The following is a 25,463-nucleotide window of genomic DNA, read 5'->3' on the forward strand; positions in this document are numbered from 1 at the left end:
CTTCCTTTCTTTTGTTTACTGGGCTGCCAAAAGGCAGCTGCTTATTGACGTGCTTCCAGCTCAGCAACCACTCGTTTATGTTCCTTCTCATCTAGATTATAGAAATAGATGGCAATAAGCTCGATGATGATAAAGACCGCCGGAATGATGGTCGTAGTCAGCAAAATGCCGTGGAGCGCTGTCAGCGTTTGAGCCTGATTGGCCACATAGCCGAACCGGTCCAAGATCAGTCCAGGAACGATCCCGCCAAGCGCCATCCCAAATTTATAGAAAAATCCGATGATCGCATAAATTAAACCACCCATCCGTTTGCCTGTTTTATATTCCCCATAGTCGATCGTTTCAGGAACCAAAGCCCAGCATAGACCGCCGGCCGTAACGGTTCCGATCGCAGAGATGATCCGGGCAGTCAGCACCAAAGGAACCATGGAAGGCGGGATAACCCACAAGGCCAGCAAGCCCACCATTTTGAAGGTCAACGTGGTGAAGAGCAGTGTTCTTTTGCCCATCCATTTATAAAGGAAAGGCATCAGCGGCATACAAACCAAGGCCGGCAGAACGCCCAGCAGGCCATACCATTTCACCAGATCGGGCCTGTCCACATTATACGTAATGTAATAAACACCCACCGAGTTGATAATCGAGTTGACACCAAAGTTGATAATAAAGAACAGGCAGATCAGAACAAGCGGTCGGTTCACCCGAAATTGCTCGAAGGCGTCCTTCAGGTTGATTTTTTCAGCAGCATGATCCGGGACTTTAACTCTTTCTTTGGTGTTGAAAAAGCAGTAAAAGAGCAGTAAACATCCGAGAACCCCCATAATCGTCATAGTCAATTGCCAGCTGCTGCTTGTCTTCATGTTTGCGGCTGCAAAAACCCCGACCAGCAGAGGCACCCCATAAGTAACGATCATCCCGCCGATATTGGAGAAAAACACGCGTACAGACGTCAAGCTGACGACTTCCTTGTTGTCCTGTGTGATAACCGAAGTCAAAGCTCCATAAGGAACGTTGATCGTAGTATAGGTGACGGACAATAAGATGTAGGTAATGTAGGCATAAACTAATTTCCCTGTATCCGAGAACCCAGGCGTTGTGAAACAGAGGACGGACATGATCGCAAAAGGAATTGCGCCATAAAGCAGATACGGCCGAAAACGCCCGTATTTGGAATTGGTGCGGTCTACCACCGTGCCGATCAGCGGATCGACCACCGCATCAAATATCCTTACGATCAGAAACATCAAGCCGGCTGCGGCCGACGAGATGCCGAACACATCGGTATAGAAAAACAGCAGATAGCTGCTGACCGTCTGATAAATCAGGTTAAATGCCAGGTCCCCTGTCGCATAACCTACTTTTTCCCGGCTGCTGATTCTGTGGACTGTTGGTTTCATAACTGTTTTTTTTCACGGCCATCAAACCCATTTCAAAACCTCCCTTTGGTTATTTCTTGTTTAATTGGAATGCCCGGATGGCCTTCTCGCCGGCATGTGCCGTCAGCTCACCCACCTGATCCATAGCTTCCTGAAGCGATAAAGGCCGGTTAATAATATCGATGACCAGATCAATGCCGTGGTCGTATACGTCCTGGATCGCCTCGCCTTCGCTGCCTACGATGGCAATGACCGGCAGGCCGAATTTTTTGGCCAGCTTCGCTACGCCGACCGGCGCTTTCCCCTGCGTAGACTGGAAATCCATACGGCCTTCGCCGGTAATAACCAGATCCGCGTCCTTCAGGTTCTCTTCGAGTCCGATCAGCTTCAAGACTGTCTCGATTCCCGAGCTTATTTCGGCTTGACAGAACGCCATTAATCCGGCTCCAAGACCTCCAGCCGCTCCTGCCCCGGGTACGTCCATAATGCTGACGCCTAATTGCTGTTCGATCTTCTCGGCGAATAACCGCAGCAGCCAGTCCAGCTTTACCAGGTCACCAGGAGAAGCTCCCTTTTGCGGCCCGTAAACGTAAGAAGCACCATTGTCTCCGCATAAAGGGTTGGTGACATCCGAAAGCACCAGCACTTCCGTGTCCTTCAGCCTAACGTCCAATCCAGAAATATCGATGGTGTCCAGCTGTTCCAGCGCTTTGGCGCCAAAGCCGATTTCACGGCCGAACTTGTCTTTAAAAGAAACCCCAAGCGCTTGGGCCATCCCCAAACCGCCGTCATTGGTGGCGCTGCCGCCGATTCCGACGTAAATCGTTTTGACGCCTTCATTCAGTGCGGCTTTAATCAATTGGCCGGTGCCGAAGGTAGTCGTGATAAAAGGATTCCGCTCCTCTTCCTTGATCAAGGGAAGCCCGGAGGCCGCCGCCATTTCCACAACAGCCGTATCGCCGGGAAGCAGCCCGAATTTGGCGTTCACCTTGCTGCCTAAAGGCCCTGTTACTTCCTGCTCGATATAACGCCCGCCGCAGGCAGAGACTAACGCATCTACCGTTCCTTCTCCTCCGTCAGCCAGCGGTATTTTCAGTATGGCGGCATCCGGGTGCACCCGGCGGATGCCTTGCTCGATATAACCTGCGACTTCAAATGTAGTGGCACTTCCCTTGTAGGAGTCGGCCGCAATCACGATTTTCAATTCCCCACACCCTTTATCTATCTTTATAAGACTTTCGGAAAGCGCTTCCTTTACTAGTCATTTTAGATAAAGCGGTTACATTTGAATATGGAACCCATACTAAATAACCCCTAATGATTAGGGGTTAGATTTGGTATCCGTAATAAAAGAGCACTCCTGATTTCCTTAATGTTTCTTTTTTGAACGTTAATTCCAGCCAATTGGACTAGCTCATCGGTTCCAACATGCATTTAAAGCGTCAAGCGGTCCGTCTTGCATTTAACAGAAAAGCCAGCTTAAGCACGGCAAAATCCCCGTACCGCCTCATGTCGTACCCCGTTAAGGTTTTGAGCCGGTTCAGCTTATACTGGAGCGTGTTTTTGTGAATATAAAGGGCCTCGGAAATTTGGGTGATGGACCCGTTATATTTTTCAAACAGCTTAAAGATCCGGCTGTATTCCTGGGCGTCCTTATCTTCCAACTCCGCAAAAACCTTCCGGATGTATTCGGCGGCGATATCAGCGGACACTTTCTCCGCTATAATTTCAATATCCATCTGGTTATAATACTGGACTGCCTTGTCGTCCGAGAACAATGCCCAATCCAAGGCCGTTTGCGCTTTTTCATAGGAGGCTTTAAGGCCGGTCAACTCGTCCTCCACCGTCCCGATTCCGGATTTCACCGGGAACCCGTACCGGGCTTGAAGCTCCCTGGCCAGGTCTCTTAGTAAGGCGTCAAGCGAAGTTTCTGGAAGCTTCTGCAGCACCATGATCATTTTATTTTTGTTCTGCATAAGCAGAGGGTCGGCGTACGTGGTTAAGCGGTCTGAATACAGCTTGAACAGGTTATCATTCTCCTCGATCAGCCGGTTGTCGTCCCCCAGGATTTCCGATACCACAACAACTCTTTCCACATGCGGACGAATATTGAACACCTTTAATTTATTCAGGATGCTTTGTTCGTCGGTGGATGGACTGCGAAACAGCAGTTCCTCGATAATCATCCGCTGATTTTCTCTCTCCTGGCTTCTCAATTGGTTGAGATAAGCATCCTTGATTAACAATTCCGTAAACCGCTTAATAATTTTTCCGTATTTTTCGATTTCCTCGTATTCTCCGGTGATCCCAATGACTCCCGCGATCGAATTTTCAAAGGTTACGGGCAGATTGAGGCCTTTGCGTGCGCCGGCATATTCCCCGTCCTCTTGAATCACAACCTCCCTGCGGGTGTCGACCACTCTTTTGCCTCCGCCATGAAACGTGCCGATTCGGCTTAAATCCGTGCTTGCGATGATTATGCCGTCCGTATCAATGTAGTTGATCTCCTGATTGACGATTTCCTTCATATCGACCACGATCGTTTGCGCCAGTTTGGTGGAAATATTCAAGTCTCTTTTTCCCTTCCTTAGAACTTTACTTTATTTTAACGGATTTTGGACGGGTTAAGAGGATAAAAAATATGGCAGTCCGTTTCTGAAAGAGTTCCTAACAGCGGATTTCCTCGTGATTATTAGATGCTTAGAATTTGAAAATACCTTTACAATATGCCGTCTATAATCTCGTTCTCATTCATTTTTAAATATTCAATATCATCCAGATAAAGCTGCAGATGGTCCTCTTCTATATGCAATTGGAAAACCTGGTTCCCCTCGCGAGCTTCTTTTCGCATATATTCAGTCAAGCTTTCTAAACGTTTGATTAATACAGCAACAAAAGATTCCTTATCTTGAGGGGATGCTCCAACCGTATCCAGAAACAGTTTCGTCTTTCTTATTTGCTCCTTCAAATTCCCACTGGAGCCTGGGCTTTTCGGATTATGGAACGGGACCCATCTGTAAACAGCATAACCAATACCCCACATTCTCGGCCCTGGATGTAAAGTATCAAAATCTATGATCCCTGACGCTTCATCGCCTACTATAGTGACATTGTAGGGCGCAAAATCTCCATGACACATGACCTCGATCGGGAGAACGGCAGGCAGCATCCACTGCTCATGGTTTGTTAATTTGGAAATATATCGTTCGCTGGATTGATGAAATTTCATTAATAACCGGGCAGCAGACACAAGCATGGAGTCGCTCAGCATTGGATCCGGTAAAGGATAATGAAAAACCTCACCCGGCATAAAAGATAAGATCTCTTCCTGCCGATCATTTATCCCATACGGTTTGGGCACAAAAACTGCCCCCTCTTCATGAAGAAAGTTTAGAAACTTATGTACGTGCGGAGTCCAAGCATTCGCAGGACGAATAACCGTCTCTTCAACTTTATGAATTTGTCCGGTTCTTCCGCCGGTGAGTTCTTCTTTATGGTTCATTTTTGATTCCTTTCAGAAGTTGGTGTTGGTGTTGCCTGGTAGATTTAATACGGACCAAATGAAGTACGGGCAAGAAAAGGCAAGTTCAAATTGTAAGAAATGGTTGAGGGTGGTTTTTAGGGATTAACGCTAGAGAAAAATTTGAAAATTGCAGTTTGGGTCTAGGCGGGTTAAAACTTGGTGCTTCATAGGTAATTACACGCTTATGGGGAGGGAGACAAGGTAGCAGTGGCGACTTGGACCGTCGAAGAGCAATTTCAGTCCACACACTCACATGGAGTGCGACTGTTTTATCCGTTTATTGTGGTTATGGACTTTCTCATTTCAATCCACGCACTCACATGGAGTGCGACTCCGGACGCCGGACCCGGTTGCAATTTTTAGTTTGATTTCAATCCACGCACTCACATGGAGTGCGACAGCGCATGATGCCGTCACAGGTGCCGAAGAGTGAATTTCAATCCACGCACTCACATGGAGTGCGACCGTAGTGGGCGCGATAGAGATGCTTGCTGGCGAGTTATTTCAATCCACGCACTCACATGGAGTGCGACGCCGAGAAGCTAAATCCGCAGCATTCCCGAGCAGGTATTTCAATCCACGCACTCACATGGAGTGCGACTATCGTAGGTAACATGGCTCTTATTGATGACGGTATTTCAATCCACGCACTCACATGGAGTGCGACCCGTCGAAGTGTTCGGCACATTCTCAATTGATTTATTTCAATCCACGCACTCACATGGAGTGCGACGCCAAAGGCTCCTATAATCGTTTACGATCAAAACATATTTCAATCCACGCACTCACATGGAGTGCGACAATACAGGATAACCTGGGACATTGGGTTCTAAAAATTTCAATCCACGCACTCACATGGAGTGCGACGACTTGTTGACCGGAAATGTGATAGTTGATACCGGAATTTCAATCCACGCACTCACATGGAGTGCGACAGACAAAACAGAGGAATTAAGAGACTTCCTAGACATTTCAATCCACGCACTCACATGGAGTGCGACGCTTGGATGGTTTAATAAACTTGATCCAGGCATATTTCAATCCACGCACTCACATGGAGTGCGACTGTAGTTGATGTTCAGTTCAGAAAACAAGTCTTATTTCAATCCACGCACTCACATGGAGTGCGACCAGCACCCGGCCATTCTAAAGTTTTGGATTCCGGAAATTTCAATCCACGCACTCACATGGAGTGCGACATTGATGATCTACACAAAATGCTCTCAGAAACGATTTCAATCCACGCACTCACATGGAGTGCGACTACAACCGCTTGGTAGGCCATTTCTGCACCAGATATTTCAATCCACGCACTCACATGGAGTGCGACGCGTAACTGGCGGCCAAAAATACCCATACGTTGGAATTTCAATCCACGCACTCACATGGAGTGCGACTGCCGTTAAACTCGTCTAATTCCTCGTACCAAAGATTTCAATCCACGCACTCACATGGAGTGCGACTTCCCATCGTTCGCTGTAGGAGTGGGCCACAATATTTCAATCCACGCACTCACATGGAGTGCGACATTTGTTCTGGATAATGTCGCGCTGTTCGTCGCTCAATTTCAATCCACGCACTCACATGGAGTGCGACTTGACCTCGATGAATACGTCGCAATCTGATACGTGGATTTCAATCCACGCACTCACATGGAGTGCGACGGCTTAATGCTTGGTAAGGGGATGGGATCATGGTCATTTCAATCCACGCACTCACATGGAGTGCGACTTTATTTCCTCAAGCATACCGTTGTATTTGGTTGTATTTCAATCCACGCACTCACATGGAGTGCGACCGAAGGATTGCCAGCTCCTGCAAGCGCACAACCGTATTTCAATCCACGCACTCACATGGAGTGCGACTATCTCAATCCACGTTTCGTTATCGTCTTCTAAACATTTCAATCCACGCACTCACATGGAGTGCGACTTGATGCGTAAGCGTTATTTCCCAAGTTGTAAGATTTCAATCCACGCACTCACATGGAGTGCGACTACCAACATGTTGGCGTTCGTTTACTTAGCGAAGATATTTCAATCCACGCACTCACATGGAGTGCGACGACAAATCTTTGCCAAAGTGGATCTAGGCCGTCATATTTCAATCCACGCACTCACATGGAGTGCGACATTGATCCTATTTATAAGGTCCTCACTGGAGATATTTCAATCCACGCACTCACATGGAGTGCGACAATGACATTCCTGTGAAAGATTCAATGAAATTATAATTTCAATCCACGCACTCACATGGAGTGCGACCGGCCATCCGCCATGATGATGGGCTTCGGTGGCTTCGATTTCAATCCACGCACTCACATGGAGTGCGACACGAGAGAAGAATGGGATGCTATTTGCTTGGGGTTATTTCAATCCACGCACTCACATGGAGTGCGACGATAATACTATTGCATCTATGCGTAAATTGCAAATTTCAATCCACGCACTCACATGGAGTGCGACGCGGATATAGCGCCGATTGACTCCATCAATGACATTTCAATCCACGCACTCACATGGAGTGCGACTTTCTTGACAAACTACGGGCGATAAAGTAACCTAAAATTTCAATCCACGCACTCACATGGAGTGCGACCTTCACGTGTCATTTGGTTACCTCGCTTTCGTACCATTTCAATCCACGCACTCACATGGAGTGCGACGTGTTATAACGTAAGCTTGGAGATTCCAACTCGTCCTATTTCAATCCACGCACTCACATGGAGTGCGACATTCATAGCGCTTAATACCGCCATAAGTTACAGCATTTCAATCCACGCACTCACATGGAGTGCGACAGCGAAAATACCTCTATTCCATCTCCTAACAAGATGAATTCGAGTCATTTCCATTATATCTCATTACTCAACTAGATCAATCAACTCTCAGCTAATGTTCTGAGGTACGATTCAGCGTCTTTTTCGACAAAATCTGAGGTGCGAATCCCCCGGAGATTTTATGGGAGCTTTAGGTTCGCACCAAATGGCCAAGTGGCCACTTTGCTTACTTACTTAGAAATCCCGGCTATTTTTAACTGAACATGAGCTTAGCTGCTTGCAAATTTCTTCAAAGCATTCGTAAATGCAATAAAATCTGCAAGATGCTTATTCAGTATAGCTTTTAAAATCTCTAGCTGCACAGCTTGGTAATCATGTGCCGCTATATTGCGGAACCCTACCATGGCTTTCATATTGCCAGCCAGCTTTTCGTCAATGATTCCTTGACTAAGTAAAATATCAAAGGCATCACGACTCGTTTGAGGAACCCCGACCTGAAGCTCAGAAACAGCATGCATGGCAAGGTCAATACTGGCTTCGCAGCATCTTTGCAGATTGAGAATGATGGAATCCTGCTTTGTGAAATTCTGCAGATTTCGATCGTCATTCGCGTATTCCTCTTCAATCCGGGACAGGCACCTACGAATCACTTCTATCTTGTTCAATACGATGTCAGGGTTCATAACGGCTCCTCCCGCATCCGGCTTTCGATAATTTCCCGTCGCTCCTCATTAAGCATGGCGTATTCTTTGAGAGAACGCATAAACAGCAATTGCCTCTTCAAGGAATCAGGTTCATAAAGCAGCAAACCGCTGTCTATGATTTGGGCTCGCAGCACCGGACTAGCCTGTTCAAAATCAATCAGATCCACTTCACGCCCCGTCTTATCTGCAATAAGAGCAGCGATTCGAAATCGTTCGTAGGCATCTGGCTTTTGTTGATCGGGAATGTAGGCCAAATCCATGTCACTATCTGGTCTAGATTTCTTCTTAGCAAAAGAGCCAAACAAGATAATAGAAGCTGGATTCACATGTTCGACCAGGATATTCACGATCTCCTCCAACTGGGATGAGGTTAACCCCTGCTCAATCAGTAGATGATCGGGTTGATCACTGAGCTTTTTCAAAATTCCACGCACCCTCCTTCAGGGACTGCGACCATTTAGCTTTCTTAGTTAATATATTTATTATATTAAATTAATGCAACAAGGTATGCTATTAGAAAAGAGAGCTCCTTCATAATTAGACTACGAAATACGAAATCACTTGAAGCGGTGTCAAGAGAACTTTAATTGCCACTCCCGTTCATAGAAGGATTATTCCCTTCCCTCGATTTTTCCAATCATGCTATGATTAAGGTTAGCTACCACAGATCGAAGGGATGAGTTCGCTCATGCAGCTGTTAAGTTTGCTTTTATATCTGATTTGGGGATTTAATTTCGTGATTATGAAGCTTGGGAACGGTTTGTTCCCGCCCGTTTTATTTGCCGCTTTTCGTTTCCTGATCGGTTCAGGGGCCTTGTTCCTGATTATATTTTATAAAAGAATTTCCTTTCCCAAGAAAAAGCATTTCAAATGGTATCTGGTTTGCGGCCTCTTGCAAACGACTTATTTTAATATAGCCATCCAGGTTTCGCTGAACTCTATCAGTGCCGGGTTGACCTCGGTGTTAACGTACAGCATGCCTTTATTTTTATCTATCATGGCCCATTACTGGATTCCCGGCGACAAGCTTACCCCACGCAAGACGGCCGGCATCGCCATAGGCATTATCGGGTTGATTCTTGCCATGAACATTCATCTCTCAGGCAGTCCATGGATGCTTCTGCTGGCCTTGTCCTCAGCTATTACCTGGGCCATGTCTAACCTCATCATCAAACAAAAACTTCAAGACAGCGATAAAGTGCAGTTCACAACCTGGCAAATGACTTTCGGAACGCTAGGCTTGTTTATTTATTCCCTGCTTTTCGAGCATGGCGCCTCCCAATGGAATCTTGAGGCTGTCGGATACTTGTTGTTCTCCGGCCTCTTAGCTTCGGCCCTTGCCTTCGTTCTATGGACGTATATCTTGTCGAAAATTGAAGCCAGCAGAGCCTCCGTTACGTTATTAACCGTTCCAGTTATCGGAGTCATTTCGGGTTGGCTTTTCCTGCACGAAGAGCTGAGGGCGACTACGCTTGCCGGAATTGCCTTTGTGTTATTGGGCATATGTATAGTGAACATAAAAGGAAAATCCCGCAAAATGCCTTCGATTTAAAAACAGGTGAGTCCCATCAAACTAGGATTCACCTGTTTATTTTTAGCCCTATTTGCTCCAAATCCGATAAAGAATCACTGCTGCTTCAGCCCGGGTAAGGGAATCCAGAGGTGCGATCCTGCTGCCGCCCTTGCCTTGAACGAAGCCGGAGCCCACCATAGCCGAGACGCTAGCTTTCGCATAATCGGAAATGCTTGCTTGGTCGGCAAAAACCTCGAGAGAGCTGCGGTCTTCGGTTGTTCGGCCTGCTGTCTTAAGCGCACGCGAGGCCATGACCATCGCATCCTGCCGGGAAATTGGCTGATTAGGCAGGAAAAGTTGGTCCTCATTCCCCGTGACAATCCCTAATTCCTTCGCAGCGGCCAGTTCCCCAAAATATTCTGCTGTGTTTTGAACATCATAGAACACCGCTGCGCTGCTGCCCGTGCCTTTCAGTTCAAGCGTATTCATGAGGAGCGAGATAAAAGCTGCTCTCGTGATGCGGCTCGAAGGCGAGAAGCGGTCGGCTGCCGTTCCTTCGGCAATGCCGCGAGCATACAAGGCTCCGATTGCCTGCTGAGCCCAAGGAACGTTTTGCAAATCTCCGAAGGTGTTTGGAACTGCTGCAACCCCGAAGATACTGAAATGAGTTGTCTTAAACTCGAGCCCTTGGTCAGCCGCATCATATCGGCTGCTTGGAACAGGCGTTGCCTTTCCGTGTTCATCAACATTCAGCACGACAAGCTGATCTGGATGATTAAGCTCTTCAGGGGCCGGCGTGTAAGGAATGTTTACCGTTATTGGCGTTAGCGGATTATTCCACGGCACCACACGGCCATCCAAGGCAAAGCTGAGATCGATCAACGGACGATTTCCAATCTGCTTGTGGGCAGCTTCATTTAAATTGTCCGGTGAAGCTTTAGTTATACGGACGGAAGCTTGTTCTGCATTCTCGGCCGCACTTCCCAGCATGCTGCTTGGAAGCGTAAAGGCTGCAAATTCCGTCTTCAGCAAGAGTTTGTAGTTATCCTGCCCCTGCAGACCTTGAACAGGCCATTGGATTTCGTAAGATTGGGCGCCGGTTTGTTTCGGGATTTCGAAGACGATTGTTTTCACGCCGTCTGCAGCAGAAGCCGTTTGCTCCAATTTCTGTTTCAGAAGATCAGCGGTGAGAGCAGCTTTGGCGAGACCGCCTTCGAGAGTCACTTGCAGTGGAGTCGTGTCTGCACCGTTATCGGGAACGGCCGGCTGGTTGTTAGCCGAGTTTCCTCCACTTCCGCCTGTGCTTCCTCCGCCGCTATGGCCACCATTGCCGCTACCGTTATCGCCCCCGCCGTTTCCACCGCCTGCCGGTTTGCCCATGAGCGACAGAATCCCGTATACGGATGTGTCCTGATAACCTTGGCCGGTCAGGTCATTCCATGCGGCCGTGCTTTGACGGGCACCATCCTTCGCGTCATTGATCTGTACATCGAAACCAAGCTTCATATCATTAGCCGGTGTTACGTGCTTCAGCGGGATCTTCACTTCAACCGTGTAATTCGTCCCACTCATTTGAGCCGCCGATTGAAAATCCTTGCCGATGTTTTCCGGATTAAAGGAAGTTTCGTTCGCATAGTTGACCCGGTATTGCCCGTCATCCTCTTGATAAGAGGTTGTTTTGGCATTGTTCTGGTCCAAGAACACTTCAATGGAGTCCTGCTCCCAGGCGTTTGCGCTGGTTCTGTCCAGCTGCGTGTCCGCAACCTGGATCAATACATAAAGATTTTGATCATCCCAAAGGGCTTTAGCCACGCCGGAAGCTCCCTGCCAAGCCGACTGGAACCTGTTAACCGGGATTTCGGCGGCCTGATTCCAGACGTCGTCTACGATGCCGTCGATTTGCGGCGTGCCATAAGAGGCAGTTGCCTCACGAGCCTCCTCCGTCTCCGGCGTGTATTCGGTCATGTATTTGTCCGGATCGGCTACGCCGTAATAAGCCTTTTTGGCCTGCAGATTCTGGTCGAACAGCAAAGGATTCTGTGAAGCTCTCCAGCTTGAAGAGTCATTTAATCCCCACCAGGTGACGCGGGAGATATGCTCGGCATGCTCCTTAAAAATATTCATAAGCTGGGCGTATAAATAACCTTGCGCATTCGCTTGCTTATCGGTCAGCTTGCTGTCGCTTCCCGCCGTCACGTCAAGCTCGGAAATGCTCACTTCTACGCCAAGCTGGATGAATTTCTCCAGCGACGCCTCCACATTTTCAGACCTCGTGTTGAGATTGTAATGCCCTTGCATGCCAATGCCGTCGATGAGCAGCTTGCCGTCATGTTCGGATGCGTATTTGTTGTTAAGCTCTTGAACCATGCTGGCAATGGCTGTAGCTTTATTCTGATTGTCCTCATTGTAATCGTTGTAATATAGCTTGATGTCCCAATCCGGATGGCTGTCCAGCACTTCCCGCGCTATAAGGAACGCCTGCTCTACGTAGTCATCCCCGATCGCGGCTTTCCAAGGCGAGCTGCGAAGCGCCGCTTTCCAATTCGTCGGATCGGAAGGATTATCGTTCATCGCTTCATTAACAACATCCCAGGAGATAACTTTATTCCCAAAATGCTCAATTACGGTCTCGATATGACTGCGTATATTCGCCAGGGCTTGCTCCCGGGTCAGCGGCTTGCCATCCTCTCCCGTATTCAGCCACTCCGGTGTCTGCTGGTGCCACACCAGCACATGGCCGTGCAGCTTAAGACCAGCAGCTGTAATTTGACTAACCAGCGCGTCTGCCGCAGTGAAGTCAATTTGTTTGTTTGTATTGTAAACCTGCTCCGGCTTCATGGCGTTCTCTGCCGTTACGACGTTGAAATGCTTCTTGAGCAGCTCCAGTCTTTGCCCTTCAAAGTCGGTGGAGGACACGGCATTGCCTATTAAGAAATCGTCTTTGTATACCTCCTGCAGGCTTGGAATGTCCTGCTGAACCGGAGGCGGAGCATTGACCGGACCCAAATAAGTTAGCTGAAAATCATCCAGATAAAAGGTTCGGTCGCCGCCGTCATTATCAGCAGTTTCAATATAGGCGTTGAGCACAGTCGGGGTAACGGCAAGCGTATATTTCCCCGTTAGCTGCACCCAATCGCTGTCTGTGACGGTGGCATTTTGCGAAACGTTGGTAAACGTGCTGTCCCCGGATTGCACGCTGATCCGCAGTCTTGTCGGGCTTTGTCCAGGCGCCATCTTCACCCAGGCAGACAGTTCATATTGGTTGTTCTTGGTCATCTTGCCGGCTGCATTCACCAATGCGCCGTCATATTGGCCCTTCGTGGTTACCTTCAAGCTTTGTCCGCCCTCAGGCGTGTGGTTATCCTCCGTAGTAAGTTCTACCGTTTCATGTCCGTTTCGAGCAACAAAATTCTGCGTGTCGGTCTCAAAATCAGCTGTAATCCCCGTTTGATCCACTTCCCCCGGATCGGATTGCCCGGACGTGACATCCGTGATCACCACTTCATCGATGTAAATATCGGATGTTAACGTGTTCTCCGACGGTTCCACCCAAATGATCACTTCTTTAGTATCCGCCGGAATTTCATAGGCTTTGGCTGCAAATGTTGTCCAGTCGGTATCCGTTACGGTTTGATTGCCGACGATCCAAGGATACTGGTTCGTGAGCAGCGTCGAATCTATTTTGGACCCTAAATGAAATTGTCCGCTGCCGGAACCGAGTCTTACTTTTAAGGAAATATCATACTGGTGTTCAGATTTTAAAATATCGGTTAAAACGAGAGCAGGGATCGCCTTCTCATCTGCCCGATTCGAGAATTTCAAAGACTTGCTGCCTTCGGCTGCAAGGTCCGACACAACGGAAGTTTCACCATTAGATCCCCAGGACAGCTTAGCCCAGCCCCCGGTTTGCCCATCCTCAAAGCCTTGGTTAAGCACGACCGTTCCGGCAGGGGTTGAAGGTTCGGAACCCTCAGGCTCATCTGAATCCGCAGGGGCCGGTCCTCCGATAGTGCTGGCGAAGGTGCTGAGGGTATCCCCATTTTTGATGAGAATTCGTCCCATCGCATAAGGGCCTTCGTCTCCAGGACCGGCTTTGAATCCAACCTGGATGCCGCTGTCCTTCAGCGCGTCCTTGGCCTCCTGGTTATAGGCGCCGTATGGGTAGGCGAACAATACCGAGGGTTTGCCCGTAATATCCTGCAGGAAGGTGCTTGCGGCCGCTACTTCATCCAGTGCCTGGTCTTTGGTGATTTGGTTCGTCCAGACTCCGCCTTGGGAAATATCGTTGTTGTGGGTTTTGGAATGGTTCTCCAGGCTGACGCTTGATTCATTGGCAAGCTCCTGCAGCTGCGCTTTCGTCATGCTGTACCCGCCGCCAATCCAATCACTGACAACAAATTGAACAGAGTTGAAGTCATATTTTTTTAATATAGGAAGCGCATTTGAAATAAAGTCAGGTGTGGCATCGTCAAAAGTAAGTAAAATCGGATGGTCGGGGGCAGCTTGACCGTCTGCAACGATATCCACATACTGATCCGCCGTTAACGTCGTATAGCCGTTGTCATGCAGATACTTCATTTGCTGCTCGAACTGATCCGTGCTGAACTGGTACTCCCCTTGCGGATTGTCGCTGATCACATGGTATAAAAGGACGGGGATGTCTGGAGCTTCGGCAGCTTGGGTAAGCGGCGCACGCCATCCCAGCGGGACAAGCAGCGCAGCTGCGAGAACAAGGGAGATCCCCTTTTTGAACCCTATACGCATTGTTTGTTGTCACTCTCCTCCAAATCGTAGTGTTAAACCGAGCAACGTAAATCCTATGAGGAAAAACCTCAAAGGGAAACGCTTACATTTTTGTCTTCCCTCCTTCCCCAAGCTCCATTATAGGGGGCTGCAAAATTAGCGGTACCCGAGGAACTAAAGAACTTACTGAGATTTTTAAAGATAGTGGGAGGTTAGCTGTCAGAAATGTTCACAAAAAAATCCGCGGAAACCGCGGATTCAAAAGTGCTTTTATCCTGAACTTTTAATCTATTTTAACCAGCCGCTGCTACTCCAGCCTCTCCTCCAGCGTAACCGTCACCTTAAACAAATCGCCGTCAATATCGAGGTCCAGCTCTCCCCCATGAAGGTCGACAATCGATTTGGCGATAGCCAGACCAAGGCCGGAACCTTCCGTATGGCGTGAAGTGTCCCCACGTTTAAAACGTTCGAACAACTCGTCGATATTTTCACTCAGCTCATATTTGGTTACGTTCTTGAACGTAATGACCGTTCGTCCGGGTTTGGCTTCTACGGCTATATAAACCCGCGTATGTTCAAGCGCATATTTGACGCAGTTGCCGATCAGATTATCGAATACCCGCCACAGCTTTTGACCGTCCACCCATACATAAACCGGATTGTCTGGCGTGGTCACCCGGAGCTGAAGACCGGACTGCTTGATGGCCTCATTGTATTCGGCAAGTGCCTGTTCCAGCAGCTGCACGATGTCCACTCGCTCCTGTGCAAGCTCAACCTGTCCGCTGGCGATTCTACTGGCCTCGAACAAATCGTCAATCAGCACCTTCAGCCGCTGTGATTTGCGGTCAAGAATGTCCACAAAAGCCTGCCGGTCTTCTGCGGAAAGCTCCTTGTTTTTAAGCAGTTCCGTATACGTAATGATCGAAGTCAGCGGCGTCCGTAAATCATGGCTGACGTTCGTGATCAGCTCCGTCTTGAGTCTTTCGCTTTTGGCCTGTTCCCTGCGTGAGGTTTTCACGCCGTTTCTCAGCAAATTAATGTTCGCTGCCAGTGAAGCCAGTGGAGATTCGCCTTCAACAGTCAGATTTTGCTCCAAATTGCCGCTGACCAGCAGGGCCGTATGGGTGGCGATTCGGTTGAAATAACTGATCCGTTTCAAGGTCAGCCAAAGAGCAGGAAGCACAAAAAGCATTAAAAGAATCGCGTAAATCACGATCGCTTCATTTTGAATACATACTATAACAAATCCGATGCCCGCCCCGAAAGCCACCGCCAAAACGAACAACGCCTGGAACATCAGCGACTTAATTAACGCCGCTTCTCTAAGACGCTGATAAATCCAGAAAATGACGGTTCTGCGCAGGGCTTCTTTAAAGGCTTGCTCATTCCGGTATTCTTTGATGAGCATTCCCAATTGCAAGACCAGCAGCAGCACCAACAAGGTATTCACCAATACATACGTCAGCGAATGATAAATCATATCTCCAAGGCTAAAGCCATACCCCAAGGCATTTTGTGCCCATTGCAAATGTACCAACGCCGTGAGCCCTGTAATGAGCAGCAGGACGGCTCTTAAGTCGAGTGGAATCAGGTTGTAATAAGGAGCCACCAGAGCAGTGGAACCAAACAGCTTTTCCGTCCGATACCGGCGAGTCATCCAAATCAAGCCCGCAAAGGCCAACAAACCCAGACCGGTATAAATCAAAAACGTGATCTGTTTATTCTCATAAATATGAAATTCCGCCATGATCGGAGAGTTCTCCGGTGCGGATTTAGGGACGCCAATCTGTCCTTCATAGGTTCCATATTTGAAGTCAATCGCACTTTGATCCACCTGAGAGTTGGTATAGACGGCTTGATTGGATGCCGTTAACGAACGGTAGGTATGAAGGAACCTCATCCCGGAGCTTTTCAGCCTGGTATCCGCGCTGCCTCCGTCACTGGAAGCCACATTCGTAAAGACTTTGCCTGTTTCTGTTTCTACTAGTCGGTAGACGAACGAGGCTTGAAAGCTTGTATAATGGGAACGAAATCTCTCCAGCTCTTGAACATACTCGTCGATCTCCTGTTCCTTCTCCTCCACGATTTTGCTTTTGATCGTATCATCACTTGTGTAATCAGCCGTTATATCGGCAATTTTGCTGTTCATTTCTTTGGTGAAAAAGGTCACGAGCTCCTCATTACCGGAAGCCCGCGCTTCCTGAATTTGTGGTTCATATTGATTCTTGATCCCTGTTATCTGGCCAGTCAAGCTGCCTAACCGGCTGCGGTAGTTTTCAATTTCCGTCTGAGTGACGATGATTTTGGGTTTGTCCTGATCGGACGGAAGCTCGTTAAAATCCATTTGATTCACGTAATTGATCAGCTGCTGTACCTGGTTGGCATACTCCGCCGTATAAAAATAATTTTTCTTAAAATATGTGCTGCGGGTCTGAGCCACCTGAAACAATGTGCTGGCACTCAGCGTGATCAGGACTACCCAAACCAGCATCAGCAGGCTATTTTTCCATTTTGTATCCAATTCCCCAGACCACCTTTAAAAAACTCGGATTTTTAGGATCGATCTCGATCTTCTCTCGAATGTTACGGATATGTACCGCGACGGTATTGTCGGCGTTGAAACCCGGCTCCTTCCAAACCCGCTCGTAAATCTCGTTGATCGAAAATACACGGCCGGCATGGAGCATAAGCAGTTCCACGATTTTATATTCGATCGGCGTCAGCTTCACCGGCTCGCCATGAACCGTTACCTCTTTGGCCGATGAATCCAGCACCAATCCCCTGAGGTCCACCGCCTTGCTTTTGCCTTCATAGTGACCTAACGACACATACCTGCGCAGGTGCGACTTGATGCGGGCAATCAGTTCCAGCGGATTAAACGGTTTGGTGACATAATCATCGGCTCCGACCTGCAGTCCCCAAATTTTGTCCATATCCTCGCTTTTGGCGCTCAGCATGATGATCGGGATATTTTTCTGATCCCTAATTTTAAAGGTCGTGGTGATTCCATCCTGGCGCGGCATCATAATATCCAGGACAATCAAATGGATCTCCTGCTCGTTCAGCACTTCAATGGCTTCAACCCCGTCCTGAGCCTGGACAACCGAAATACCTTCGTTCTTCAGGTAAATTTCGATCGCCCGCCGGATCTCCTGATCGTCATCCACAACCAGAACGCGGTAATGACTGGTATTCAAAGCTCTTGCCCCCTCTCTCTTTCGTTCTATCTTATTGGGTAGTTCTATTGTAATTTCCGATTCTTAATAATGAGTCAGGGAAATTCTTAAGGAATTCTGAAGAATGATTAAAGGGAAGAAAAAAAAGATGACCCCGTACAACCAGGAATCATCTTCTGCCGGCAGTTTAAACTTTATTAGTGTCCTTGTCTGTGGCAAAGCTGACTATTGCTCCAGCCGCGGTATAGCTATTCCAAAGAAGAGAGCTTCTAATCATTTTAAATTCCCACGCTCCGCCAGCCTTTTTAATCAATAAGCAAAGATATCTTGCACATCGTTTTTTTCGATTTTTCTGAGAATGGTTCGATCAGTCTCGAGTACAGGTAAATCCTTGAATATATCCTCTACGTTCATCATAGGACCTCCGATTTTAGCTTTCATCACTTTATGATCCATTTGGCAAGTCCACTCGAAAAGCAAGTCCAACCGAAAATAAAGTTATTTTTCCGGATATCCTTCATAACCATTTAGTACCTTCGACTCAGAACCTTCGCGGTGAACCGAGGAAATGCCCCATACGGGAGAAAATGAGTTGAAGAATTTATAATAAAATGGTCAACAGAAATCACCAGGCTGGCAGGAGATCAAATATGATTAGAATGGGCTTAGATTCACTCATATTATTAACTATTCCTTGGATGGTTTACCGCGTTACTGTTCTGGTAGTTAAACAACAACTCTCCTTAAAAATCGAACTGATTAAAGCGCTTTTCTATTTCTCAGTCATTTTTATCTACTCCTTAACCCTCTTTCCTTTCCCTTTTTCTACACATATGGTAAAAGGAAACCCGTTGCAGCTCATGAACCTGACTCCCTTTGCGACCATACTTAGTAACCTAACTCAACTTGATTTTGATTATATGGATTCATTAAGGAATTTAGCTGGCAACATTCTGTTATTTATGCCTTTAGGTTTTTCTATTCCACTAAGGTTTAAATTGAACAGGCCGGGGAAAGTAATCCTTCTAGGATTTCTTACTTCATTTTTAGTTGAAGTTATACAGTTTTTCACTTTTATACGTTCCTTTGATGTTGATGATCTTATGCTGAATACTTTAGGTGCAAGTCTAGGTTTCGTTCTTTATCGACTATTTCATAAATTTAGGACTCGACTGAAGTGACCCCTTAGAATGGGCATTGGAAAAAAACTGGTTATTCCGAAGAACGGTGACTCGAATTGTTCCAATCTTTCACAAAATTCATTTGGTCCTTTGTAAATTTGTACCCGCGACTTTCGTAGAAGCGATGTGCGTTTTTTCGACTCGGATGGGATAACACCTTCACCCCGGAATATCCGTTTTCTTTCCCCCATTCTTCAAGACATTCTATTAACCTGCTGCCAATACCAAGGTTTCTGAATCTTTCTTTAACCACAAAACCTAATACATTGATAAGCGAGTCGGAAAATAGTAATTCATAGGGACTGCCGTGAATATATCCTATTACCTCGTTATTTTGTTCATAGACAAAAATGATATCTTTCGTTTTATTACTGATGATCTCAATTTTCTCTTTTACTCTCTCTTCCGAAAATACATGCAAATTTGGATTGAAATCTTGATTCAACAAATAAATATCGTGATAATCGGTTACAGAAATTTCCCTAATCCTGCCTTCTAGCATCTAATTCAACCTCATTTCTGGCCTTCCTCGATAATTCTCTGCAGACCCAAGGCCGGCAATCTGCTTTCCACTTATTTAGCTTTCCACTCATTAGCTTTAAGTCCATAAATCATTCTATCGAGATATTTTCCATTAATGTATTCATAATCTCTAATTGTACCTTCATGTTTGAATCCTAATTTCTCTGGAATCGCACGGCTTCGTAAGTTTTGAACGGCCATCCCAATTTCAATTTTATTTAATCCGAGATCCTTAAAGGCATACTCTATTAAAACTTTTATAGTTTTGGAGATTAATCCATGTCCTTCGTATTCCTTGTCGATCCAATAACCGATTTCTGTTTTTTTATTATCAAAATCAAAAAATAAGAATCCAATTGAACCAATTAGTTTCTCTTCCAACCATATCCCTAACCAGTATCCTTCGTTCCTTGCGTATCTCATTCTTACCATTTCAATAAAGTTTCTTGAATCCTCTACCTTCAAAGTAACATTGGGAAATTTTAACCACTCGCCTATATGACTCCTGTTCCGATCAATTAAGTTGAACAGGCTTTCTGCATCTCCGGTTTCCAGCAATGATATAAATAATGAATGATCTATTGCGTATTTGAACATTTTTTTACTCCTTTAGACGTAAGAGGCGTATGGATTTCATCTAACGTTTATAGCGTTGAAATTAATTCCGAATCCTTCACTTGGAAAATGCATTCTTTATACACTCGTTCTCTTCCGCCTTGACTATCGTACCAAGCATTAACCTTCTTAGTTTGTTCAGGATTTCTAACATTCCGTTCAATTTCTTCATATTGCTCTTTACTGTCATATTCCCAAATGGCAAGAAGATGTGCTGGAAACAGAAGTCTTACAAGCGGTTAATGTTAGAACGGTCGTACTGAGGATAAGGAATTTATTAATCAAATTCAAAGCCTTATCACCTCCGATTCGGAAGCTGTGTTACCGGATGATCATGACTTGTTCGCGTTACTCTCATAATATGTTTGGTATATCCCTGCCTCTCCAAGAAAATCATTTCTTGTAAGGCCTTCTTCCCCCAGCAGCCATCGATAATTTGTTATTGTTCCGTCATGAGAAATGATGTAAGCTCTTGTACTATTCGATATACACCATTCTAATAATTGCATGCCATAATACTTAAAAAGATCTTGATCCATCCGATTAATTCCCTCTCCCCAATCTTTCAAACCAAAATCCAATATTCTTTCTTCCCCCATTATTTCATTAATTTCTTTCCTACTATAGATCTGATCACAACCAAAGAACGGTGAGTCTGGGTTTTGAGGGTACATTCGAGGGCCTACAAATGGCGATACAAAATATGGTTTTTCTTTTTCTCCAATAAGCTGTTCAGCTGTTTGAATGGTTCTCTTCGTTGGACTAACAATAACTAAATCATCAGGGAGAATTGAAATTTGATTTTTAAGTTGATAAAGTTGATGAATACCATATTCAGTCAATCCAGGATGGAGTGAATTTAATCGGTTAGGATAATCCAGGAGATGTTCTCCATGGCCATGTCTTATAAAGATTAGCTCCATTGAGTTGCCCCCTAAGTTCGTTCCTTCAGATAATAAATCTCTTAATAAAGTCTCTTTTCGTAACTCTCTTGTAGTCCTTTCTTTATTATTTCTGTCGTAAATTCAGTGGAATTAACATGATCTGATAGGATAACTGGAATCGAGGGCATTGCATCCTTATCCTCCCACGAATCAGTTTCCCAAACTTTTGAACGCTTGAATGCCTTAGCACAGTGAATAAAACATTCCTCGACCTCCACTCCAATTCCTAAGAGCGGCTTCTTTTCTTTAGCTTTCATCAGAATCCAACCGCTTTAGCGATTGATTGCATGCATTCATCGCTTAAATGGTCTGCATTCAATACAACTCCAGCTGGATTGCCCTTATTTGCAACAGATGTAAACGCATCATAATGCAATACTTTTTGTTTTTTCATCTATTTACCTACCTTCAATATACATTTAGCCAATTTTCACCCTACAAAGTCGGATGTATCTGCTGAAATGCATCCTATAATTCATCCAGCAGACCATAAGCTGTTGGGACAATCCCCGATTCGCTTACACTTTATTGTATTGACTTTACGTACTTTTCAATTTGTTTTTTATGATGTTTATCGTGGGGAATAAATCCTCTTAAATATCCCCTAATCGAAAACTTCTTTCCGTCTCCATCTTTATATTCCTTTATATAATCCTCCTCTGGTAATCCGGTGATATCATCAATGATCTTGTTTCTGTATTCAAAGAATTGGTTCATGATAGAATCTCTTGTTTGAGTCTTTGCATACTCCCTTGCATTAGCGTTGAATTCATCAAAGTTCAAATGCCTTACAGTCACGGATTGACCAAGCTTGATCTTCTCTATGCCTTCCTCATAAAAATATATATCCCAAAGCATGATATGACATATAACATCTTTCAATGACCATTTCCCTTCTGAAATGGGACTATTCCAATGTTCCTCCTCTATCATCTTTAACTCTTGTACAAAATCAATGAAGGTTTTGAATTCTTCTACCATTTCCACAGAGGCCTTCGCCATGTACATTACTCCTTTATGTTGTTTTTTTAGCCTTTGCCCCAATTCTTATAACGTTGTTGTGTTCACGAACCCTCACCTGCTTAGGCAGCGTCAGCAGCTGGTTCCGACGGACTTAGCCAGTACAGGGTTGTCCGCTTAATTTGCTTCTCTGTCAACCAAAGGCCGTCAGGCCCGCTGCGTGAATACGTTGTTATGCGATTCTTCCGACTTCATCGAATTTGCTTAACATGGATCTGATCTTCATTGCTTACTTTTGATCTCTTCTGCCTTTGACTAGATTAGCTTTTGACATTTGATCTATAACACGTTAATTATCAAATAACCCTCTGCCAATCAAATTTGCAGTAACCGGCTTCTTACCAATTTCTCGTGACCATATAGATAATTGACCGATGTGGTGGATCTCGTGAGCGATCACATGCCGCATCACTTCTCCGAATTTATGGGGCTCCCTTTCCCCTTCATCCGTAATATCAATCATAATGCGGTCTTCTAGACTGTCATTCCAATCATAAACAAACGGAGCTAGTTCCTCGTGGCAACGATCGGATAAATCTTTTATCTTCTGTAAGCTTGCCACTTCCTTGAACTGTGGGATATTAATCGCTTTTTCTTGTATTCCACCGCATATCCAACCATACTCAACTGCCACTACGTGATACAACGTAGGGAGAATGGACCCCATACCGCCGGTGCGTTGTTTCAGCAATTCTTCTTCACTTACAGTTTCACACCAATCAAACCAATCTCTGCGAACTTGCCAGTTATACTCGAATAGTTTTAACATCCGGTAGCCTCCTAAAAAGACGTCGTTGATACTCGTTCCATTGCGAGATAATTGTGTTCTCCTGTTCTTTAGTTTAGCTCTCAAACCTAAATCAGAATGTTAATTGTATACTGCTCCTCTGAGATTGCATTCACATCAGCTCTTCGAAGTTTCGCAATCACGAAACCGAGAGGTCTTAAGCTGCCAAGGCGATCAAACAAAGGGATCACCAGCTCAGGTCGAAGACTTAGCCTCACAGGTGTTCTCTTGAATCCGCTTCCCACAAATGTCTCCTGCGGACCGATGGAGCGACGGCGCCCGATGTGTGAATGCGATGTTATATGAAGTAGCAAGACTTTTTGGAATACTCTAATAAATCAATTCGCAATCGTGATGTTCCCAAACATCAAATAGATTACCGTCAGGGTCTTCTAATACAAAGAATTTTCCAAATTGGCCCTCATCACTAATGTTCCCAACTTTCAAATCTTCGGATTTTAAATATGAATGTAAAGATTCAATATCATTTGTAAAAAAGGTTATAATCCATCTTTTCTTATCGTTAATTTCGAATACTGCTCTTGTGTCATTATCACTTTGAATTAAATCAAGTATTGGCCGATTTCCCCTAAACAAACTCAAGTATCCATTCCTTTGATTTCTGATATTGAATCCAAAATGTTTAACATACCATTTTGCTGAACGTTCTATGTCGGCAACTGGAATAACATTATAGGCAATTCCTAAGATTCTTCCTCTCTCCATAAAGATAGCCTCCAAAATGTTTTAATATGTTTCATGCTCTCATGCTATTTCGTATAACGTTCTTGTATTCACGACGTTCAATCGGCTTAAAGCCCGTTAGGGCTGGCCGCGATGCGGTTAATCGGTGCGGATGTGTCACGGCATCTACTTCCTCGCTCTCCACTTCCGGGACCGAGGGGCGTCAGCCCCGATGTGTGAATGCGGTGTTAGGTGAGGTCTTGACTTCTTTGCAAATGCTAAAAAATTTTGATGTTACCATTGTACAACCATTCAGGTAGTTTATAGTCTCTAACTGCTGGATGATTGGCAAACAAAAGTCTAATCATCCTTACTGCAACATAGCACTCATGAATGATATTATTTTGTTCTTTGAATATAGACCTATCATAATTATTAATATTTATTGCATGCGCTGGTTTCTGCCGTAATTTCCGTATCTTCTTGAAGGGCTTAATAACCAATCCATAGTCTCTTTCATCCTTCAATTTAATCGACTTTCTAAGCCATTCATCAAGTAGTTGAACTGTACCTTTCTGGTTAATTAATATCTTTCCATCTTCTCGTTCAGTTTCAACCTCAAGGTCCACCTTTCCTTTAAAAAAATCCTTATTTATATTTTCTGACATCATTTTATCCAATGTCAGTATAAAACTATTGAAGTTTTCTTTAGTTGGTAGGAAAATAGTTCGGAATTCACTTGGTCTATTCTCCTTAAAATCATTACGAAATAGTTTATCTTCAAACATTAATAAAGACATCTTGTTTATATGATATATTTCTTCAACAAAAGCATCATATATTGAAGCGTTGTCAGCCCACTCACCAGCAATTGTATTTTGATAATATTCATATGCAATCCTGCAATTTCCATCAGTAATCAAATAAGTTTTCCATCTTTGCTGATGTTCTGGGGTAAGATCATTTAAATATCTTAGATATACTGCCACTACTCGATCATTATTAGTGTCGTAACCTATCCCAAATGTATCTAGAAGAATCTGATCACTTTCTCTTAATTCATTTTCTGAGGAGTAATGAATTGAACCAGAATAGTCCGAAGAGTGAATATTATATCGAGGATCTGAGAAATACTGTTCCAAAACGCTAATTTCAAAAAAAAGAGGCTCAAGTTGTGGTTTCCCAAAATAAAGCATTCTTGTAAAGGGCTTATCAACATGACTTTCTGGCAATGTTTCTAGTAATACAGATTCTGTTGGGTATAGACATACATTTGAAGTCTTATTCTTTATAGCATTGATCTGCTTATCAAGAGGGAAATCTTCAAATTGTTTAATATGTGGATTCAATGTAAAATTCGCAGAGACTTTCTTTTCCTCTATTAATTCCATGAGGATATCTACGAGCATATCTTGCGAATATTTTTCTGCTAAATTCCAGTAAGGAATTCCATTAAAGTCTGATGACTTTGTATAGAATTCTATAACTTCATTCAATATTGATTGCTTCATTGTATCCTCCTGAATTCAAGATTTCACCTAACGTTCCCGTATTCACGACGCCCAGCGAATGCTTGGTGTGTCCGGTTGTTTCTGCTTCCCTGAAATCCTTCTGCCGGACCGGGGGCGTATGCCCGATGCGTGAATATTATGTTAGACAAGGTTAACGCTTCTTTGCGCTGCTCACAAACGATTGGATATTCTTTCAACATTCTCTTATTGCGCCTTAATTCGTTTTAATTCGATTTTCAATTTCAGTTTTTTATCGCCCTTTATTATGCTATTCAATATTCTTTGACAACTTTTTCTGTTCACTTCTTTTTCCAATTATGTTATCATACCTATAAAGAAGCCGAGTGCGGCAAACACTCGGCGAACAATTGGCTTGGATGGGGTT

The 25,463-nt window shown here is 45.1% G+C and carries 21 protein-coding genes and 1 CRISPR repeat array; of the genes, 3 read left to right on the forward strand and 18 right to left on the reverse strand.

The genetic code is table 11. The features are described 5' to 3' along the window. Positions 1–41 precede the first annotated feature (41 nt). The 6 genes from AWM70_RS12150 to mntA all read right to left on the reverse strand — a co-directional run bounded on the left by AWM70_RS12150 (position 42) and on the right by mntA (position 8,804). Complete coding sequence (locus AWM70_RS12150; RefSeq protein WP_068696727.1) at positions 42–1,397, reverse strand: glycoside-pentoside-hexuronide (GPH):cation symporter; 1,356 nt, start codon at positions 1,395–1,397, stop codon at positions 42–44. 49 nt (positions 1,398–1,446) lie between these two features. Continuing rightward, a complete protein-coding gene (locus AWM70_RS12155) occupies positions 1,447–2,580 on the reverse strand; it encodes a glycerate kinase (RefSeq protein WP_068696729.1) in 1,134 nt (377 codons plus the stop codon). Between the two features lie 238 nt (positions 2,581–2,818). Next, positions 2,819–3,946, reverse strand: coding sequence for a CdaR family transcriptional regulator (locus tag AWM70_RS12160; RefSeq protein ID WP_068696731.1), 1,128 nt, complete (start codon positions 3,944–3,946; stop codon positions 2,819–2,821). Positions 3,947–4,095: 149 nt separating this feature from the next. Continuing rightward, positions 4,096–4,878, reverse strand: a complete 783-nt coding sequence (locus AWM70_RS12165; RefSeq protein ID WP_068696732.1) for an aminoglycoside phosphotransferase family protein — start codon at positions 4,876–4,878, stop codon at positions 4,096–4,098. Between the two features lie 254 nt (positions 4,879–5,132). Further along, positions 5,133–7,699: direct repeats of the CRISPR family, unit length 32 nt; unit sequence ATTTCAATCCACGCACTCACATGGAGTGCGAC. A gap of 248 nt (positions 7,700–7,947) precedes the next feature. Further along, entirely contained in the window at positions 7,948–8,361 is a 414-nt protein-coding gene (gene hepT, locus AWM70_RS12170; RefSeq protein ID WP_068696734.1) for a type VII toxin-antitoxin system HepT family RNase toxin, read from the reverse strand. Continuing rightward, positions 8,358–8,804: a type VII toxin-antitoxin system MntA family adenylyltransferase antitoxin gene (gene mntA / locus AWM70_RS12175; protein WP_169823437.1), complete on the reverse strand. Its 447-nt coding sequence runs from the start codon at positions 8,802–8,804 to the stop codon at positions 8,358–8,360. The genes hepT and mntA overlap by 4 nt, the downstream gene beginning before the upstream one ends. 266 nt (positions 8,805–9,070) lie before the next feature. On the opposite strand from mntA, the gene AWM70_RS12180 reads away from it, so the two are divergent. Then, entirely contained in the window at positions 9,071–9,934 is an 864-nt protein-coding gene (locus AWM70_RS12180; RefSeq protein WP_068696736.1) for a DMT family transporter, read from the forward strand. 48 nt (positions 9,935–9,982) lie between these two features. On the opposite strand, the gene AWM70_RS12185 is transcribed toward AWM70_RS12180, so the two are convergent. The 3 genes from AWM70_RS12185 to AWM70_RS12195 form a co-directional block, all read right to left on the reverse strand. After that, the gene (locus AWM70_RS12185; protein WP_068696738.1) at positions 9,983–14,659 is read right to left on the reverse strand and encodes an endo-1,4-beta-xylanase; all 4,677 of its coding nucleotides are present in this window, start codon (positions 14,657–14,659) and stop codon (positions 9,983–9,985) included. Positions 14,660–14,945: 286 nt separating this feature from the next. Further along, a complete protein-coding gene (locus AWM70_RS12190) occupies positions 14,946–17,159 on the reverse strand; it encodes a sensor histidine kinase (RefSeq protein ID WP_068696740.1) in 2,214 nt (737 codons plus the stop codon). Continuing rightward, positions 17,137–17,835 carry a response regulator transcription factor gene (locus AWM70_RS12195; protein WP_068696742.1) on the reverse strand — a complete coding sequence of 233 codons (699 nt, stop codon included), beginning with the start codon at positions 17,833–17,835 and terminating at the stop codon, positions 17,137–17,139. Before AWM70_RS12195 ends, AWM70_RS12190 begins: the two co-directional genes overlap by 23 nt. Positions 17,836–17,938: 103 nt before the next feature. Here AWM70_RS12195 and AWM70_RS23260 point away from each other — a divergent pair, with 103 nt between their 5' ends. Continuing rightward, entirely contained in the window at positions 17,939–18,130 is a 192-nt protein-coding gene (locus AWM70_RS23260) for a hypothetical protein (protein WP_151208746.1), read from the forward strand. A gap of 334 nt (positions 18,131–18,464) precedes the next feature. Beyond that, the gene (locus AWM70_RS12200) at positions 18,465–18,995 is read left to right on the forward strand and encodes a VanZ family protein (RefSeq protein WP_068696744.1); all 531 of its coding nucleotides are present in this window, start codon (positions 18,465–18,467) and stop codon (positions 18,993–18,995) included. Between the two features lie 31 nt (positions 18,996–19,026). On the opposite strand, the gene AWM70_RS12205 is transcribed toward AWM70_RS12200, so the two are convergent. From AWM70_RS12205 to AWM70_RS12240, 9 genes are all read right to left on the reverse strand, one after another. After that, the gene (locus AWM70_RS12205) at positions 19,027–19,497 is read right to left on the reverse strand and encodes a GNAT family N-acetyltransferase (protein WP_068696746.1); all 471 of its coding nucleotides are present in this window, start codon (positions 19,495–19,497) and stop codon (positions 19,027–19,029) included. A gap of 71 nt (positions 19,498–19,568) precedes the next feature. After that, positions 19,569–20,114 carry a GNAT family N-acetyltransferase gene (locus AWM70_RS12210; protein WP_068696748.1) on the reverse strand — a complete coding sequence of 182 codons (546 nt, stop codon included), beginning with the start codon at positions 20,112–20,114 and terminating at the stop codon, positions 19,569–19,571. 350 nt (positions 20,115–20,464) lie between these two features. Beyond that, a complete protein-coding gene (locus AWM70_RS12215) occupies positions 20,465–21,055 on the reverse strand; it encodes a phosphoglycerate mutase family protein (RefSeq protein WP_068696750.1) in 591 nt (196 codons plus the stop codon). A 41-nt stretch (positions 21,056–21,096) separates the two neighbouring features. Continuing rightward, positions 21,097–21,333 (reverse strand): hypothetical protein, encoded by a 237-nt coding sequence (locus AWM70_RS12220; protein ID WP_068696752.1) that lies wholly within the window; start codon positions 21,331–21,333, stop codon positions 21,097–21,099. After that, positions 21,333–21,470, reverse strand: coding sequence for a PhzF family phenazine biosynthesis protein (locus tag AWM70_RS22775; RefSeq protein WP_083180270.1), 138 nt, complete (start codon positions 21,468–21,470; stop codon positions 21,333–21,335). Before AWM70_RS22775 ends, AWM70_RS12220 begins: the two co-directional genes overlap by 1 nt. Positions 21,471–21,601: 131 nt before the next feature. After that, positions 21,602–22,078 carry a DinB family protein gene (locus AWM70_RS12225; protein WP_068696754.1) on the reverse strand — a complete coding sequence of 159 codons (477 nt, stop codon included), beginning with the start codon at positions 22,076–22,078 and terminating at the stop codon, positions 21,602–21,604. 307 nt (positions 22,079–22,385) lie between these two features. Beyond that, entirely contained in the window at positions 22,386–22,865 is a 480-nt protein-coding gene (locus tag AWM70_RS12230; RefSeq protein ID WP_068696756.1) for a DinB family protein, read from the reverse strand. A 348-nt stretch (positions 22,866–23,213) separates the two neighbouring features. Then, complete coding sequence (locus tag AWM70_RS12235; RefSeq protein WP_068696758.1) at positions 23,214–23,609, reverse strand: VOC family protein; 396 nt, start codon at positions 23,607–23,609, stop codon at positions 23,214–23,216. A gap of 236 nt (positions 23,610–23,845) precedes the next feature. Further along, positions 23,846–25,078: a hypothetical protein gene (locus tag AWM70_RS12240; protein WP_068696760.1), complete on the reverse strand. Its 1,233-nt coding sequence runs from the start codon at positions 25,076–25,078 to the stop codon at positions 23,846–23,848. Positions 25,079–25,463 lie beyond the last annotated feature (385 nt).

The sequence above is a fragment of the Paenibacillus yonginensis genome (assembly GCF_001685395.1).
Lineage (GTDB): Bacteria > Bacillota > Bacilli > Paenibacillales > Paenibacillaceae > Fontibacillus > Fontibacillus yonginensis.

What these genes read in the sequence shown, in the direction of transcription:
- AWM70_RS12180 (WP_068696736.1), top strand. Translation starts at nt 9,071, where the DNA reads ATGCAGCTGTTAAGTTTGCTTTTATATCTGATTTGGGGATTTAATTTC.
- AWM70_RS12210 (WP_068696748.1), bottom strand. Translation starts at nt 20,114, where the DNA reads ATGTTCAAATACGCAATAGATCATTCATTATTTATATCATTGCTGGAA.
- AWM70_RS12165 (WP_068696732.1), bottom strand. Translation starts at nt 4,878, where the DNA reads ATGAACCATAAAGAAGAACTCACCGGCGGAAGAACCGGACAAATTCAT.
- AWM70_RS12235 (WP_068696758.1), bottom strand. Translation starts at nt 23,609, where the DNA reads ATGGAGAGAGGAAGAATCTTAGGAATTGCCTATAATGTTATTCCAGTT.
- AWM70_RS12220 (WP_068696752.1), bottom strand. Translation starts at nt 21,333, where the DNA reads ATGAAAGCTAAAGAAAAGAAGCCGCTCTTAGGAATTGGAGTGGAGGTC.
- AWM70_RS22775 (WP_083180270.1), bottom strand. Translation starts at nt 21,470, where the DNA reads ATGAAAAAACAAAAAGTATTGCATTATGATGCGTTTACATCTGTTGCA.
- AWM70_RS12240 (WP_068696760.1), bottom strand. Translation starts at nt 25,078, where the DNA reads ATGAAGCAATCAATATTGAATGAAGTTATAGAATTCTATACAAAGTCA.
- AWM70_RS12200 (WP_068696744.1), top strand. Translation starts at nt 18,465, where the DNA reads ATGATTAGAATGGGCTTAGATTCACTCATATTATTAACTATTCCTTGG.
- AWM70_RS12225 (WP_068696754.1), bottom strand. Translation starts at nt 22,078, where the DNA reads ATGGCGAAGGCCTCTGTGGAAATGGTAGAAGAATTCAAAACCTTCATT.
- hepT (WP_068696734.1), bottom strand. Translation starts at nt 8,361, where the DNA reads ATGAACCCTGACATCGTATTGAACAAGATAGAAGTGATTCGTAGGTGC.
- AWM70_RS12205 (WP_068696746.1), bottom strand. Translation starts at nt 19,497, where the DNA reads ATGCTAGAAGGCAGGATTAGGGAAATTTCTGTAACCGATTATCACGAT.
- AWM70_RS12150 (WP_068696727.1), bottom strand. Translation starts at nt 1,397, where the DNA reads ATGAAACCAACAGTCCACAGAATCAGCAGCCGGGAAAAAGTAGGTTAT.
- AWM70_RS23260 (WP_151208746.1), top strand. Translation starts at nt 17,939, where the DNA reads ATGATTAAAGGGAAGAAAAAAAAGATGACCCCGTACAACCAGGAATCA.
- AWM70_RS12230 (WP_068696756.1), bottom strand. Translation starts at nt 22,865, where the DNA reads ATGTTAAAACTATTCGAGTATAACTGGCAAGTTCGCAGAGATTGGTTT.
- AWM70_RS12185 (WP_068696738.1), bottom strand. Translation starts at nt 14,659, where the DNA reads ATGCGTATAGGGTTCAAAAAGGGGATCTCCCTTGTTCTCGCAGCTGCG.
- AWM70_RS12215 (WP_068696750.1), bottom strand. Translation starts at nt 21,055, where the DNA reads ATGGAGCTAATCTTTATAAGACATGGCCATGGAGAACATCTCCTGGAT.